Raw genomic sequence first — 15,817 nt, 5'->3', positions numbered from 1 at the left:
AGCAGAGCCTGCAAAGGCTGTGAGCCCCCTGTGGGAGCGGGTTCACCCGCGAAGAGGTCGGTGCACGTTCACACAGGCTCTAGCTCAAACGTTTTCCCAAACACCCCTGCCAGCCCTTCCTGGTGGGTCACCGCCACCACGGTACACCCCGGCAACTCCCGCTTGAGCATCCCCAGCAAACGCTGCGCACTGCCAATATCCAGCTGACTGGTCGCCTCATCCAGGTACAACGTATCCGGCCGGTACAACAGCGCCCGCGCCAGGCTCACCCGCTGCTGCTCGCCGCCAGAAAGCACCCGCTCCCACTCCACCTGCCTGTCCAGTTGCCCAATCAACCCGCCCAGCCCCACCTTGCCCAGCACATCGACCAACTGCACATCGTCTATCGACCGCACCTGTGGATAAGCCAGCAAGCCACGCAAGCTCATCTGCGGCAGATACGGCTGCTGCGGCAACAACAGGCTGCGCCCCGGCGGCAATTGCCAATCACCCGTGCAATGGGGCCACAGCCCCTGCAAGGTGCGCAGCAAGGTCGACTTGCCCAACCCGCTGTGCCCGGCCAGCCGTACCCACTGCCCCTGGCCGACGCGCAGCTTGAGGCCGCGGAGCAAATGACTGCCGTCGGGCCGGCATACCGTCAGCCCTTGCAAGCACAGGCAATTGCCCTGCGGCGCCTTGATCACCTGCTGGCGGCTGGCGGCGATGGCCTGCTCGAACTGGTCGAGCCGCTCCAGCGCCGCGCTCCAGCGCACCAGCTTGTGGTACAGCTTGATGAACCAGCTGAGCGAGTCGTGCACGGCATTGAACGCGCTGCGAATCTGCATCAGGCCACCCAAGGTGATGGTCTTGGCCATGAACGCGGGCAGCGCCGCGAATACCGGCACGATCAGGCTGAAGCGCTGGTAGGCGACCGTGAACAGGCTCAGGTCACGCTCACGGCCCATGAGTTGTCGCCAGTTCTCGGCAATCGCCTGGAAGCGCTGTGCCAAGTGCTGGCGCTCGACCGCCTCGCCTCGGTACAGGGCAATTTGCTCGGCGTGGTCGCGCTTGCGCAGCAGGCCCGCGCGAAAGTCCGCCTCCCGTTGCTCACGCGCATAGTTGAGCGCGTGCAAGGGTTTGCCAATCAGGTGGGTCAGGACACTGCCGATCAAGGTGTAGGCCAGCACGATCCACAGCAGGTAGCCATGCACGGTGAAGGGTTCGCCGAACAGGTGGAAGGTCTGCACCCCGGACAGGTTCCACAGGATCACCACGAACGCGCCGACCTGGGCCAGATTGACTACCAGCGAGGCCACCAGCTCGATGCTCAGGTCCACCATCAGGTCGACGTCCTGGGCGATGCGCTGGTCCGGGTTGTCGGGTTCGCCGCTGAGCCCCAGGCGGTAGAACGCCTGGTCGCCCAGCCAAGCATCGATCAAACGCCCGGTCATCGCTTGGCGCCAGCGCAGTACCAGCCCTTTGCGCAGGTAGTCGAGGGCGACAAAAATCAGCACGTAGAGCCCAAGATAGAGCGCGTACTCACCGGCCAGCGCGTACAGCCCCGCGGTGTCGAAAGACGCCAGCGTGTCGTAGAAGGTTTTACTCCAGCTGTTGATCAACACGTTGATCTGCACGATCAACAGGCCAAGCCCGATGATCGTCGCCAGCATCAGCCAGGCAAGCCACTGCTGGCGGGCTTGCCAGAATGGCCGGCTCAGGCGGTAGAACCTGCGCAGGGTATTCACAACGCCTGCTCCAGCGCGGCAGCCGATGGCAGCAGGCGCAGCTGCACCTGGTTGGCGACGGGGAACAACTGCCGCGCCAGTTGCTGCATGGCCGGCACGGTCAGTGCCTCGGGCAGCCTCGCCTGTTCGCTCAGGTAGCGAGGGTCCTGCCAGTGGCGCTCACTGAGGATCAAGCGCTTGAATTGGGTTTGCGGGTCTTCGCGGCGTTTGGCCTCCTGGCGCGCCAGCTCGCGACGCTCGGCCAACAGCCACTGCTCATCCACCTTCAGCTCGGCCAGGGTCTGCTGCGCCAGTGCCCATAACTCATCCACACGCGCCGGGTCGCAGGTAAAACTCAGGGTGCTTTCGATGCGCTGCGAATCGGGGTCGAGCTGGGCATCGAAGCTCAGGCGATAAACCCCCGAGGCCTCGCCACGCAGTTGCTGTTTGAGCTGCTGGTTGGCCAGCTCACGCAGCAGTGCGACGCGCATGGCGGCCTGAGGTTGCCAGGCGTGCGGCTGGTAGCTGTTGGCCTGCAGCACGGCGCGGGGCTCGAGCGCGATCGCCAGGTCGCTGCGGCGCTGGCCGGGTTGCTGCAACGCGGCTTGCGGGTTTGGCGAGACGCCGCGCGGCAGGTTGGCCAGGTAGCCGCGCACCAGCGGTTCGAGCTGTTCTGCGGGCACATCGGCCATCAGGTAGTAAGTCACCGGCGCACGGGCAAGGCGCTGCCAGTCCGCCTGCAACTGCTTGCGATCGAGCTGTTGCAGCGCAGCCTGGCCAGGGGTTTGCCAATGATCGGCCCCGTACTTGAGTACGCGCTGCTCGCGCTCCTGGCGCGCACGCACATCCTCGGGACGACTGCGCAAGCGCTGCAGCAGATCGCTGCGCGCCTCGTCGAACAACGTGGCGTCGATGCTCGCCTGTTGGCTCAGCCGGTAGCTCTGCAGCAAGGCCGGAAGTTGCTCGGGGCGGGTGCTGAGGTTCAACTGCAGGCGCTGTGGCTGATGCTCAAGGCTGACGGTGGCACCTTGCGCCTGGCGCCACGCCTGCGCACCGTCCGGCCCGCTGCGCACGGCCAGTTGGGCAGCCATCTGTAAGCGCCAGGCAGGCGCATCGGCGAGGCGGTAGCCGGCGGACGAGTCCGCTTGTAACAGCCACTTGCCCTCTGGGCCGTTACGGCGCAGCCATACCAGCCGGTCGCCGTTACCCAAGCGCCAGTGTTCGACGTGCTCAGCAGGGAATGCCTTGCGGTCGACAATGTGCCCTGCGGTGCCCGGTGCATCGGGCTTGTAACTGGCTACGCTCGGGGTTTCAGCTGACTGCTGAACAGGTGGCGAAAGCGTCTGGCTGGCAATCTCCAACCGCAGTGCCTCGACCGCTGCCACGCTTGGCAACTCGACCTGCGACTGCCCAGGCACGCTGAACTGCAACACGCGATCGGCACTGCCAAGCCAACGCCGCAGCCTGTGATTGAGGTCTTCCCGCTCGATGCCTGGCAGCACCTGCAGGTAGCGACGGGCAGCAGCATGACGCTCGACCACGCTGCCTTCTGCCGCGGTGGCGTTGTTGAGCTGTTCGACCCACTGCTCGAACGTACGTGGCGTGCGGTTGGCCAAGGTCTTGTCGCCCAAGGCGCGAATATGGGCTTGCTGTTTTTGGTAGTCCTGCGCGCTGAAGCCATGCTGACGCAGGCGCTCGATCTCGGTCAGCAGCTGGCGCAGCGCCTGTTCGTGCTGCTGGCCTTCGACGCCAGCAGCGATACCCAGCACCGTCGACTGGCTGCCGATCAGGGTTTTCTGTGCCACCAGGCTGCGCACCCCGGGCGCCAGCGGCTGGCGACGCAGGCTGTCGAGCAGCGCGGCCAAGGCCATGCGGTCGATCAACCGCTCACGCAGCGCCGCGCGGGTGGTGCCGCGGCTGTCCGGTTCATGCAGGCGGAACAACAGCGCCACCTGGTTGCTGCCGGACTGCGGGTCTTGCAGGCGGAAGATTTTCAGCGCGTTGTCCAGCGGCAGGTCGCGGTAGTCGCGAGCCGGGCTGGCACCACCTTTGGCCTTGCCGAAGGTGTGCTCGATCTGCGCCAGCATGGCCTTGGGCTCGAAATCGCCCACCGCCGAAATCACCATGTTCGGCGCCTGGTACCAGCGCGCCTGAAAGCCTTGCAAGCTGGCCAGGCTGGCACTGCGGATGGCCGCCTCGTTGCCGATGGTGCGGTGCTCTGGGTAACGTGAGCCAACCCGTTGCGACGCGGTGCGTTGCTGGTTCATGCGCTGGGCCACACCCAGGCCGCCCCGCCACTCCTCGATGACGATCGGCCGTTCGCGCTCAAGGTCGGCAGCACTGTAGTCGCCGGCGAACGCCAGGTCGGCCAATGCTTGCAGAGCCTGCGGGGCCTGGCGCACGCCGGCCGGCGGGCTGAGCATGAACTGGGTGCGTTCGTAGTTGGTCACCGCATTGAAGTGACGGCCTTGCACCCAGCCCAACGCCGTCATGCGCTGGCGCAGGTTGCCCGGCTGCCCGGCGCGGCTGTGGAACACCAGGTGTTCGACCATGTGCGCGACGCCCACCTGGTCGTCGGTTTCGTCGATGGAACCGGCATTGACCGTCAGGCGCAGGTCGAGCCGGCCAGGCTGGGCGGTCTCGCGCACCAGCCGGTATTGCAGGCCGTTGGCCAGGGTGCCTTGGCTGACTTGGGCATCCCAAGGCAATGGCGAGTCAGGTTCGGGTAGCGCGGTGCAGGCGCCGAGCAGCAGCGGGCCGAGCAGGCCCGCAATGAGCTTTTTCATCAGGGTGTCCACGGTTTTTTATGGGGTCAGAAGCGGTAGCCGACTTCCAGCCAGTACTGGCGGCCGACTTCATACGTGGTGCGGACGGTGCTGCTGTTGCTGACGATCGAGTTGACCTTGTCAGTGACGTTGGTCACGTCCACAGCAACAAACAGCGCCTGCTCCCTGGCGGTGGGCATTTCCCATTTCACGCGCATGTCCCAGGTGGGAGCGCCAGCCACCGAAGCGGTGTCGTAAACGGCCAGGGCCTCGCCGTCCACATCGGCGGTGCGGCCGGTGTCGATGATCTGGTCGTACGCACCCCGGTAACGAAAGAAGTTGCTGATGCTCAGGTGCCAGCGCGGGATCTCGGTAATGGTGGTCAGGCGGGCGGTCCAAGGGCGGTTGAAGTCGCTGGCCGGGAGTTGGCTGTAAGCCATGCGTTTGCCGTCGTAGAGCACATCACCATCCGCGTATTCGGCGTCATTGAAGCCAGCTTCATAGGTGCTGTAGGCATTCTTGCTGCGCGACCAATCCAGTGCCAGTTGCAGGCTGGTGACACTGCCCAGCACCCGCAATGGCTGATTGGGCGTAACGGTCAGGGACAGGTTGTCGCTCTCGCTCGCACCCGCATTCACGTAGGTGTAGTAAATGGCCTGGTAGCCCTCAAGGGGATCCAGGCCAAGCACCCGCGACGATGACCGCACCACCTGGTCCTTGCCCTTGCGGTGCACGTACTTCAGGCGAAAGTCAGTGTTCAGCCAGCGCTGTTCCAGGCCGAGCATCAGTTCATCATCGTAAGGGATGTTCATGTCTGAAAAACGGTTGGTGTTCAGCGTTTGCCGACCAACCCACTCACTGGTCTGGCTGCTGCGGGTATAGGTGGTGTTGAAGCCCTGGCGGCCATCGGCAAGGCGGTACTTGAACAGGTTGCGGCCGTAATAGCGGTTGGCGCCGAAAACCAGCACCGTGCTCCGGTCGCCAAAGAAGTCGTAGTCACCGGCAAAGCGCGGTGAAAGGGTCTTCTGCTGCATGTAGTCATCGCCTTCGAAGCGCACGCCCGGGCGCAGGCTGAGCTTGCCTATCTGCATCTGGTCGTCGATGAACACGGCGTAAGCGTTTTCGGTCAGGTCCAGCTTGCCTGCGTTGTACTGGGTACGCAGGTTCGCCCACTGGCGGCTTTTCCCGTTGAGCAACGGGCTGACGGAGCACCACGGATCGTCGCCTGCGCATTGGGTTTCGTCGTCGCGGCTAAACCCGCTCACGCCCTGCCCGGTTGCTTCGCGCTCCCACTCCGCGTGCTTTTGCGACAACTCAAGGCCTGTCGTGAACGCGTGGCTGGTACCGGCGAAATCGAACGTCTGCCATTGGCCCTTGAGGGTGTAATCAAGACCGCGCTGACGCTGGTCCAGATTGCCGAACGAGCCCTCACCGCTGCGGGCTGTATTGCCGGTGGGGTTACCCCAGTTCTTCTCATCGGAGTAATACCAGAACACCGTGTCCTTGCTGTCGGCCTCTCGCGAGCTGTACAGGTTGGTAAGCGCCAGCGTGTGCGTCCAGCGCGCTTGGTCACCTTCCCAGACGGCCTTCAGCGAGCCCTGCCAGCCGCCATTGGTGTTGGTGAAATCGGAGTCGAGAAAATTCTGCCGGAAAAATACGTTCTCCTGAGGCGCGTGGATGAACGAGCCTTCCAGCGTCAACCGCTCGTTGACGTCCCAATAGGTCTTGAGCATGTAGTTGTCCAGCTGGCGGGTCTGGTCCGCGCTGCTGTCGGCATTAGGGCTGCTGTAACCATTTTCGTAACGGTTGAGCGGGATCACCGAGCGGCGCTGGGAAAAGCTCAAGATGGCACCGAAATTGTCGGTCAGGTGGCCCTCGAGCATGCCTCGCAACGTGGTCTTCTCGAACTCCGGCTGGTACTGCTCGGAAGAGGCGTGGTCGAAGCTCTCCTGATCGGCTTCGGTAATGTGGTAGCGGGTCCACTCCGAGCGGGTCAGTGCATAGGAGATCTTGCCGTGCAGTTCTCTGCTCGGGCGACGGGTGATGGCATCGATCACGCCGCCATTGAAGCCACCGTATTCGACTGGAACGTTGCTGTCGTAGACCTTCACTTCCTGCAGCAGGTCAGCGTCCAGGGCTATGCCGTGGGGGTTGCTGGGCGCGGCATCGAATTGGCGGTTTTCACTGTAGCCATGGGCGCCAGGGTCCAAGTCGTTATTGATCGAAATGCCATCGATCATGAAGTTGTTCTGGTAGAACTTGGCGCCGTTGATGCTGATGTCGGCGGGGTCGATTTCGCCCGGGGTGTTGGAGCTTTTTTGCGCGCTGGAAAATTGCACGCTCGGGTGCATCTGCAGCAGGGTCGTGATATCGCCGTTGGCCCCTGGGAAGGCACGGATGGCCTGATTGCTGATGACCGTGGCACCCAGGTAACCATTGTCGCCGCTATCGCCCAGCACCAAGGTGTCATGCAATTCCATTGGGCCGGCATCTGCATCGCTGTGCAGGAGGCGCAGGCTTACCACACCACCGTCGTAGTCCCAGGTCAGGCCACTGCCAGAAAGCAGGCGAGCCAATGCCGCTTCGTTGCTGAAACGCCCCTGCACGGCATTGCTTTGCGCGCCCTCCAGCAACTGCGCATCGGCGGTCATTTGCAGACCGCTTTGCTGGCCGAAGGCGATCAACGCGCCAGCAAGGTCCTGCGCCGGGATAGCAAAAGCATGCACTTGCGCCAATTGCGAAGCGGCGGCGGCCTCACTTGCCGACACTGCAGGCACGAACAGGGCACAGCCTGCGCCAAGCAGCGTACTGCGGGCCAAATGCTTCAGGCGCAACGACCACCCCCGCGCTTGGCGAGGCATACGGCTTGTTGTTTCAGTCATCCCACATCCCCACCCCGGGCAATCGCCGGGCTGCAAAATTGAATACGAATCGGTATCAGTTATTGCGCGCGGGGAAGAAGACGGGGCAGTGCGGGGATTTTTCAGAAAATTGTGAAATTAGTTTTTTGTGGCGCGCTTTTTGGGGCTGCTACGCAGCCCATCGCGACGCAAGGCCGCTCCTACAGGTGCGGCGCCTGACTCGCTGTAGGAGCGGCCTTGCGTCGCGAAAGGGCCGCAAAGCGGCCCCCGGCCATTTCAAGGCTTACTCAACACCAACAACCAAGGCCCATAGCTACGCAGCTCTCCGCCATGCGGCCGGACCACCGCACGCAGCGCCGCCTCGGGTTTGCGCAGGTCATACACACCGGTGACGCGCTTGGCCCCCAGCGCATCGTCACGCAGCAGCACCTTGCCCGGCAGGTAGCGCGCCAGCTCCGCAACCAGTTCGGCCACCGTCTGGTCATCGGCAATCAGTTGCCCTTGGCGCCAGGCGGCCGCCTGCGCGGGCACGAAGGTGTGCACCTGTACCAGCCCATGGTCATAGCGCAGCCGCTGCCCTGCAGTCAGCGCACCGGACAGCACATGCCCATCGCCGCTGTCCTCGACCCGCACCGACCCGTGTTGCACATCCACTCCTACCCTGCCTGGCCGCAGTGCGACGTTGAACGCCGTCCCGGTCACCGTCACCTGTACCGCCTGGGCACGCACGTGAAACGGCTTGGCTTTGTCGGGGGTGACCTGGAAAAAGGCCTGGCCGGTGAGCAAGCGCACATCGCGGTGATCACCCGCATAGTCCACGGCGATGGCCGTGTCGCTGTCCATCTGCACCACGCTGCCATCGGCCAGGGTAATGTCGCGTGTTTCGCCCTGGGCCGTGCGGTAGTCGGCCTGCAGCCGCAGGCTCAAGGAAGGCGCCAGCGCCACCAACAGGCAGGCAGCGACCGCAGCGCCCAGCCACCAGCGGCGCCGAGATGTGCGCGGCACAGGCAGGTGCAGTACCTCGGCTTGCGGCCATTGCGCAGAGGTGGCAGGGGCCAGTTGCCCCGTCAGCTGCCACACCCGCTCGGCCTTGCGGTAGGCCTCGGCGTTGGCCGAATCGCTGGCGCACCATTGCTCGAACTCGGCACGCAGCGGCCCATCCTGCGGGGCCTGCTGCAGGCGCAGGAGCCAGTCCAGGGCCTGCTCGCGGCGGCTGGATACGAGGTCTGCTGGCGTCATGTCCGGCACGTCTCCTGGGGGCTGAGGGGCGCGAAGGGTCGCACAGAGTCGGCCCGATGAGCAAAGGACGCGCCAGCGCCTGGTTTTTTCAACAGCCCCGTCAAAGGTCGTCCTCCAGCCGCGCCATGCAATGGCTCATGGCGTCGCGCACCAGTTGATGCACCAAGCTCACGGAGACGTTCAGGTGGTTGGCCACCTGCTGCAAGGTGAAGCCCCCTAGGCGGTGCATTTCGAAGGCGATGCGGGTGCGTTGCGGCAGCTCTTCGAGGGCTCGGCTGATGGCGTCCAGCTCGTTCTGCTGGCTGACCGCCTGCTCGGGCGAGGCACTGCTCGACGGCAGCTCGGCGAGGATTTCGTCGCCGTCTGGCTGGGCTTTTTCGGTGGCGGTGCGGCGGGTCTGATCCAGGGCCAGGTTACGCACGATGCGGTAGAGGTAGCTGGCCGGGTGGCGGATGTCGGCATCATCCTGCTGCCCACTGAAACGCAGCCAGGCTTCCTGGACCACATCCTCGGCGCGGGCACGGCAGCCAACGATCGGGCGCGCATAATCGACCAACGCCGCCCGATGGGCCAAGTACAGCTGCAGTTTGTCGTCCGCCACGGGGTGGTATGCCAGGGAGTATCGGGGGCGGCGATGTTACCCGTAGTCGAGAATCATTATCAATACATGATCACGGGCGGTGTTCACGTGTAGGAGCAGCCTTGTGCTGCGAAGAGGCCGGTGACAGCTTCATATAACGAACCTGTTTTCACCGGCCTCTTCGCAGCACAAGGCTGCTCCTACAAACGGGCGCGTAGCGTTTACAGCCTTACGCTGGCGAACGTCGACTCGTTGCGTGCCTGGCTCAGCGCCGCCATCGGCCCGCTGTGCGGCGACAGGGTCATGGCCTGCGGGATCGGCATCATCGCCACCTGCTGCGCGGTGTTGGAGCCCACGCGCTCATCACGCGGCGGAATGCCGAAGTACTCGCGGTAGCACTTGGAGAAATGCGGGGTAGAGACGAAGCCACACACCGAGGCCACTTCGATGATCGACATCGGCGTCTGCTTCAGCAACTGCCGCGCGCGGATCAGGCGCAGCTTCAGGTAATAGCGCGACGGCGAGCAGTGCAGGTACTTCTGGAACAAGCGCTCGAGCTGGCGCCGCGACACCGACACATACACCGCCAGTTCGTCGAGGTCGATCGGCTCTTCCAGGTTGGCCTCCATCAGCGCGACGATTTCCTGCAGCTTCGGCTGGTTGGTGCCGAGCATGTGCTTGAGCGGCACGCGCTGGTGATCTTGCTCGTTGCGAATGCGCTCGTAGACGAACATCTCGGAGATCGCCGCCGACAGTTCACGGCCGTGATCGCGGCTGATCAGGTGCAGCATCATGTCCAGCGGCGCGGTGCCACCGGAGCTGGTGAAGCGGTTGCGGTCGAGGGTGAACAGGCGGGTGCTCATGTTCACCCGTGGGTAAGCCTCCTGCATGGCGGCCAGGCATTCCCAGTGCACGCTGCAATCGAAGCCGTCGAGCAGCCCGGCACAGGCCAGCGCCCAGCTGCCAGTACACACCGCGCCCAGGCGCCGCGACTGGCGAGCCTGCGCCTGTAGCCAGGTCACGTGTTCACGGGTAACGGTGCGCTGAATGCCGACACCACCGCAGACAATCACGGTGTCGATCGGCGGCGCATTGTGCATGGCCGCGTCGGGGGTGATCTGCAGGCCATCACTGGCCCAGACCTGGCCGCCATCGACGGTCAGGGTGTGCCAGCGGTACAGCTCGCGGCCGGAAAGCTGGTTGGCCATGCGCAGCGGCTCTACCGCCGACGCCAGGGAAATCAGGGTGAAGTTGTCCAGTAGAAGAAACCCGATGGACTGGGGAGCTGTGCGGTTCTGGGTTGGATTCCCGGAGGTGTACGACGTCATCGCGATTTCTCCTCACACAAATGCAGGGTGTGCCTCAGGCGGGCACTGATTTTTTTGTTATGGCCCCCTCTTCGTAGGTAGGGGCTTGTTGCCAATCACAACGCAAACGCCGTGCCTGAAATTGAACGGCTATCCGAAAAAACCTGAAAACGACGCCTTTACTCGGCAAATCAGGGCCTTCGGCGCGGGCTGGCTGAACTTCTGGAACCGCCGTGCTAGGCGCGCTCCTTGTAACTGCTGAGCACTTTGGTGACACGTGCCTTGTGGGTTGCCCAGAAACGACACTCTTAAGTGTCACCGACAATGCCCACACTCATCGCGACATCTGACGGCCGGTCATGCACAAACGCCCCATAGTGGGGCGTCGTGGTGACCAGCAGCGCGTGATTAGCGCATCAGCATTCGATGGCGCTGACCGCCAGGCCGCCGCGTGAGGTCTCTTTGTACTTGTCGTGCATGTCGGCGCCGGTGTCACGCATGGTGCGGATCACCTGGTCGAGGGAAATGAAGTGTTCGCCGTCGCCGCGCAGGGCCATCTGCACCGCGTTGATCGCCTTGACTGCGGCAATCGCGTTGCGCTCGATGCACGGCACCTGCACCAGGCCACCGACCGGGTCGCAGGTCAGGCCAAGGTTGTGTTCCAAAGCGATTTCGGCGGCGTTTTCCAATTGTGGCGGTGTCGCCCCCAACACTTGCGCAAGGCCTGCCGCCGCCATGGCACAGGCCGAACCGACCTCGCCCTGGCAGCCGACTTCGGCGCCGGAAATTGAAGCGTTCTTCTTGCACAGGATGCCGACCGCTGCCGCCCCGAGGAAGAAGTCGGTCACGTTCGACTCGTCCACCACATCACTGAAGCGCATGTAGTAGTGCAGCACCGCCGGGATGATGCCCGCAGCGCCGTTAGTGGGCGCGGTGACCATGCGCCCGCCGGCGGCGTTTTCTTCGTTGACCGCCAGGGCGAACAGGTTGACCCACTCCATGGCGCTCATGGTCGAGCCGATCACGTTGGGCTTGCCGATCTCTTGCAAGCTGCGGTGCAGCTTGGCGGCGCGGCGCCGTACGTTGAGGCCACCGGGCAGCGTGCCTTCGTATTTCAGGCCGTTGGTGACGCACTCCTGCATGGCTTGCCAAAGCTTCTGCAGGCCGGCGTGGATCTCTTCCTCGCTGCGCCAGACCTTCTCGTTGGCCATCATCAATTGCGACACGCTGAGGTCGTTTTGCTTGCACAGTTGCAGCAGCTCGGCGGCACTGTTGAAGTCGTAGGGCAATACGGTCTGGTCGGCGTCCAGCACACCGCTGGCGGCCTGCGCAGCATCGACCACAAAGCCACCGCCCACCGAGTAGTAGGTGTCGCGGTGCAACTCGCCCTGCGCGCCTTCGGCGATCAAGGTCATGGCGTTGGGGTGGTACGGCAGGTTCTCGTCCAGCAACAGCATGTCGCGGGCCCAGACAAACTCGATGGGCAGGCGGCCGGCCAGCAGCAGGGTGTTGGTTTCGCGCAGGTCGGCGATGCGAGGGACGATCTGGGTCGGGTCGATGGCGTCCGGCCAGTCGCCCATCAGGCCCATGATGGTGGCGTTGTCGGTGCCGTGACCGATGCCGGTGGCCGAGAGCGAACCATACAGCCGCACCTCGACCCGTTTTACCTGCTCCAGTTCGCCGCGCTCGCGCAGCCCCTGCACAAACAGAGCGCCAGCCCGCATGGGGCCGACGGTGTGGGAGCTGGAGGGCCCGACACCAATCTTGAACAGGTCGAACACGCTGATGGCCATTGTCGAATCACCTCTTGCTGGGCTTGTCTCTGCGCGCCATGCGCAGGGCGGGGCAACTGCTAGGCTGAAGCTGCGAGCCGCCATGAATGCACGCATCATCGGCCTTTTGCCTACCCCTTCGCCGTCTGCAACCGACGTAGTTTTGTCCAGCTGCGCCGTGCTGTTTTTACCTGAGGTACTGCCGTCTTCACGCCGTTTTCCAGCGGCCTGGTGACGCAAAAACGCGGCCGAGGGGGTGGAAAAATCCATATGCGACATCGCCAGTACTGGATACGACCCGTTCCGTACTGGATACGACCCCACCAGTAGGCGATTGCCCGGCGCTGGAGGATTATCAAAAGCGACTCGTATAGCACGGCCACGCAACCTGCCCTCTGCAGGCCTGGTCGACCGGACCTTCAGAACGCCCGGCGACCCACGCGAACCCGAAGACAAAATCACAGGAGTCCATCCATGAAAGGTTCACCCTCGCTGTTGTTGGTTGCGTTGTTGTCCACCCCGCTGCTGGCCCAGGCCGCCGAGCCTGAGCAGTGCCAGACGGTACGTTTCTCCGATGTCGGCTGGACCGACATCACGGTGACGACAGCCACCACAAGCGTTGTGCTCGAAGCCCTGGGTTACAAGACCCACACCACCATGATCTCGGTACCGGTGACCTATAAGTCGCTGGCCACCGGCAAGGACCTGGACGTGTTTCTCGGCAACTGGATGCCGACCATGGAGAACGACATCAAGCAGTACCGCGACGCCGGCACCGTCGAGACCGTGCGCGCCAACCTGGAAAACGCCAAGTACACCTTGGCCGTGCCCCAGGCGCTGTATGACAAGGGCCTGAAGGATTTCAGCGACATCCCCAAGTTCAAGAAAGAACTGGACGGCAAGATCTACGGCATCGAGCCGGGTAACGACGGCAACCGCACCATCCAGAGCATGATCGACAAGAACGCCTTCGGCCTGAAGGACGCCGGCTTCAAGATCGTGCAGTCGAGCGAGGCCGGCATGCTGTCGCAGGTCGACCGGGCGCAAAAACGCAACGAGTCGGTGGTGTTCCTGGGCTGGGAACCGCACCCGATGAACACCCGCTTCAAGATGCAGTACCTCACCGGCGGGGATGATTTCTTCGGCCCCGAATTCGGCAAGGCAACCGTATTGACCAACACCCGCAAGGGTTACGTGCAGGAATGCAGCAACGTTGGCCAACTGCTCAAGAACCTGTCGTTCGAGCTCAAGGATGAAAGCACCATGATGGGCTATGTCCTGGACGACAAGATGAAACCCGAAGCAGCCGCCAAGAAGTGGCTTAAAGACAACCCCGGCAAGCTGGATACCTGGCTGGCGGGCGTTACCACCGTTGATGGCAAACCCGGCCTTGAGGCGGCCAAGGCCAAGCTGGCGCAATAACGCACCACGCAATAGCGCTACCTCGGGGCGGGACCGTGCCCGCCCCGGACTGATTTCAATCTTTGCAGGTGGAAGCTCGCTATCATGCTTATCGATCAGAAAATACCCCTGGGGCAGTACATCGCGTCGTTCGTCGAATGGCTGACCCAGAACGGCGCGAATTATTTCGACGCCATCGCGCAAGGCCTGGAGTTCATGATCCATGGCGTCACCAGTACCCTGACCTGGTTCAACCCGTTCGTCCTCATCGCCCTGTTCGCCGCCCTGGCGCACGTTATTCAGCGCAAGTGGGGGCTGACGGCGTTCGTTGCGCTGTCGTTCCTGCTTATCTTCAACCTGGGTTACTGGCAGGAAACCATGGAAACCCTGGCGCAGGTGACCTTCGCCACCGTGGTCTGCGTGGCCATTGGCGTGCCGCTGGGCATCGTCGCCGCGCATAAACCGATGTTCTATACCGCCATGCGCCCGGTACTCGACCTGATGCAGACGGTACCCACCTTCGTTTACCTGATCCCGACCCTGACCCTGTTCGGCCTGGGCGTGGTCCCGGGGCTGATCTCGACGGTGGTGTTCGCCATCGCCGCGCCGATCCGCCTCACCTACCTGGGCATTTGCGATGTGCCACAAGAGCTGCTCGACGCCGGCAAGGCCTTTGGCTGCTCGCGCCGTCAGCTGCTGACCCGCATCGAACTGCCCCACGCGATGCCGAGCATCGCGGCCGGTGTCACCCAATGCATCATGCTGTCGCTGTCGATGGTAGTCATCGCGGCCCTGGTGGGCGCCGACGGCCTGGGCAAACCTGTGGTCAACGCACTGAACACCGCCGATATCTCCCTGGGCTTCGAAGCGGGCCTGGCGATCGTGCTGCTGGCGATCATGCTCGACCGTATCTGCAAGCAACCGGAAGTCACGGTAAGGGGTGAAGCATGAGCATCATTCGGTTCGAAGACGTCGACGTCATCTTCTCCAACAAACCGCGCGAGGCATTGTCGCTGCTCGACCAGGGCAAGACCCGCGAGCAAATCCTCAAGCAGACCGGCCTGGTGGTGGGTGTCGAAAAAGCCAACCTGGATATCGAGAAAGGCGAAATCTGCGTGCTCATGGGCCTGTCCGGCTCGGGCAAGTCGAGCCTGCTGCGCTGCATCAACGGCCTGAACACGGTCAGCCGCGGCAAGCTGTTCGTCGAGCATGAAGGCAAGCACATCGACATCGCCCACTGCACCCCGGCCGAGCTCAAGATGATGCGCACCAAGCGCATCGCCATGGTGTTCCAGAAGTTCGCCCTGATGCCCTGGCTGACGGTGCGCGAGAACATCAGCTTTGGCCTGGAAATGCAGGGCCGCCCAGAGAAAGAGCGGCGCAAGCTGGTGGATGAGAAGCTTGAACTGGTTGGCCTGACCCAGTGGCGCAACAAGAAGCCCGACGAGCTGTCCGGGGGTATGCAGCAGCGGGTGGGCCTGGCCCGGGCGCTGGCGATGGATGCCGACATTCTGCTGATGGACGAACCGTTCTCGGCACTCGACCCGCTGATCCGCCAGGGCCTGCAGGACGAACTGCTGGAGCTGCAGCGCAAGCTGAGCAAGACCATCGTGTTCGTCAGCCACGACCTGGACGAAGCGCTGAAGCTGGGCAGCCGCATTGCAATCATGAAGGACGGGCGGATCATCCAGTACAGCAAGCCCGAAGAGATCGTACTGAACCCGGCGGACGACTATGTGCGCACCTTCGTTGCCCACACCAACCCGCTGAACGTGTTGTGCGGCCGCAGCCTGATGCGCAGCCTGGACAACTGCAAACGGGTCAATGGGTCGGTGTGCCTGGACCCGGGTATCGACTCATGGCTGGACATTGGCGAAGGCGGCTCGCTCAAGCGCGCACGCCAAGGCCAGAACGGCCTGGATATGCAGAATTGGGCGCCAGGGCAGAATGTGGAGTTGCTGGAGCGCAGGCCGACGGTGGTGCACGCCGATATCGGTATGCGTGAGGCGCTGCAGATTCGTTATCAGACGGGCAACAAGCTGGTGCTGCAGGATAACGACAAGGTGGTGGGGATTCTTGGGGATACCGAGCTTTACCACGCGTTGCTGGGCAAGAACCACGGGTGATGCCAGTGGGGCCGCGTTGCGGCCCATTCGCAGCACAAGGCTGCTCCTACAGGGGGGCGCGTA

10 protein-coding genes are annotated in these 15,817 nt (G+C 63.3%); 3 read left to right on the top strand and 7 right to left on the bottom strand.

All coding sequences use genetic code 11. The features are described from left to right. Positions 1-68: 68 nt before the first annotated feature. The 7 genes from GIB19_RS17145 to GIB19_RS17115 form a co-directional block, all read right to left on the bottom strand. Positions 69-1,724: an ABC transporter ATP-binding protein/permease gene (locus GIB19_RS17145; protein ID WP_099428106.1), complete on the bottom strand. Its 1,656-nt coding sequence runs from the start codon at positions 1,722-1,724 to the stop codon at positions 69-71. After that, positions 1,721-4,489: a M16 family metallopeptidase gene (locus GIB19_RS17140; protein ID WP_274887284.1), complete on the bottom strand. Its 2,769-nt coding sequence runs from the start codon at positions 4,487-4,489 to the stop codon at positions 1,721-1,723. Before GIB19_RS17140 ends, GIB19_RS17145 begins: the two co-directional genes overlap by 4 nt. A 26-nt stretch (positions 4,490-4,515) precedes the next feature. Continuing rightward, positions 4,516-7,350, bottom strand: a complete 2,835-nt coding sequence (locus GIB19_RS17135; RefSeq protein WP_274887283.1) for a TonB-dependent receptor — start codon at positions 7,348-7,350, stop codon at positions 4,516-4,518. A gap of 255 nt (positions 7,351-7,605) precedes the next feature. Then, entirely contained in the window at positions 7,606-8,568 is a 963-nt protein-coding gene (locus GIB19_RS17130) for a FecR family protein (RefSeq protein ID WP_274887282.1), read from the bottom strand. A 100-nt stretch (positions 8,569-8,668) separates the two neighbouring features. Next, complete coding sequence (locus GIB19_RS17125; protein ID WP_027594280.1) at positions 8,669-9,169, bottom strand: sigma-70 family RNA polymerase sigma factor; 501 nt, start codon at positions 9,167-9,169, stop codon at positions 8,669-8,671. 200 nt (positions 9,170-9,369) lie between these two features. Further along, a complete protein-coding gene (gbdR, locus tag GIB19_RS17120) occupies positions 9,370-10,476 on the bottom strand; it encodes a choline metabolism transcriptional regulator GbdR (RefSeq protein WP_027594279.1) in 1,107 nt (368 codons plus the stop codon). A 395-nt stretch (positions 10,477-10,871) separates the two neighbouring features. Beyond that, the gene (locus GIB19_RS17115) at positions 10,872-12,248 is read right to left on the bottom strand and encodes an L-serine ammonia-lyase (RefSeq protein WP_099452656.1); all 1,377 of its coding nucleotides are present in this window, start codon (positions 12,246-12,248) and stop codon (positions 10,872-10,874) included. Between the two features lie 453 nt (positions 12,249-12,701). Here GIB19_RS17115 and GIB19_RS17110 point away from each other — a divergent pair, with 453 nt between their 5' ends. From GIB19_RS17110 to choV, 3 genes are all read left to right on the top strand, one after another. Continuing rightward, positions 12,702-13,649 (top strand): choline ABC transporter substrate-binding protein, encoded by a 948-nt coding sequence (locus tag GIB19_RS17110; protein ID WP_027594277.1) that lies wholly within the window; start codon positions 12,702-12,704, stop codon positions 13,647-13,649. Positions 13,650-13,730: 81 nt separating this feature from the next. Continuing rightward, the gene (choW, locus tag GIB19_RS17105) at positions 13,731-14,579 is read left to right on the top strand and encodes a choline ABC transporter permease subunit (RefSeq protein ID WP_172960399.1); all 849 of its coding nucleotides are present in this window, start codon (positions 13,731-13,733) and stop codon (positions 14,577-14,579) included. Next, positions 14,576-15,754, top strand: coding sequence for a choline ABC transporter ATP-binding protein (gene choV, locus GIB19_RS17100; protein ID WP_027594275.1), 1,179 nt, complete (start codon positions 14,576-14,578; stop codon positions 15,752-15,754). Before choW ends, choV begins: the two co-directional genes overlap by 4 nt. Positions 15,755-15,817: the final 63 nt, after the last annotated feature.

Source organism: Pseudomonas sp. ITEM 17296 (genome assembly GCF_028895205.1).
GTDB lineage: Bacteria > Pseudomonadota > Gammaproteobacteria > Pseudomonadales > Pseudomonadaceae > Aquipseudomonas > Aquipseudomonas kermanshahensis.
Note: the sequence above shows the minus strand (reverse complement) of the source record. Positions and strands in the feature narration are given on the sequence as shown.

What these genes read in the sequence shown, in the direction of transcription:
- GIB19_RS17110 (WP_027594277.1), top strand. Translation starts at nt 12,702, where the DNA reads ATGAAAGGTTCACCCTCGCTGTTGTTGGTTGCGTTGTTGTCCACCCCG.
- GIB19_RS17115 (WP_099452656.1), bottom strand. Translation starts at nt 12,248, where the DNA reads ATGGCCATCAGCGTGTTCGACCTGTTCAAGATTGGTGTCGGGCCCTCC.
- choV (WP_027594275.1), top strand. Translation starts at nt 14,576, where the DNA reads ATGAGCATCATTCGGTTCGAAGACGTCGACGTCATCTTCTCCAACAAA.
- GIB19_RS17130 (WP_274887282.1), bottom strand. Translation starts at nt 8,568, where the DNA reads ATGACGCCAGCAGACCTCGTATCCAGCCGCCGCGAGCAGGCCCTGGAC.
- gbdR (WP_027594279.1), bottom strand. Translation starts at nt 10,476, where the DNA reads ATGACGTCGTACACCTCCGGGAATCCAACCCAGAACCGCACAGCTCCC.
- GIB19_RS17140 (WP_274887284.1), bottom strand. Translation starts at nt 4,489, where the DNA reads ATGAAAAAGCTCATTGCGGGCCTGCTCGGCCCGCTGCTGCTCGGCGCC.
- GIB19_RS17135 (WP_274887283.1), bottom strand. Translation starts at nt 7,350, where the DNA reads ATGACTGAAACAACAAGCCGTATGCCTCGCCAAGCGCGGGGGTGGTCG.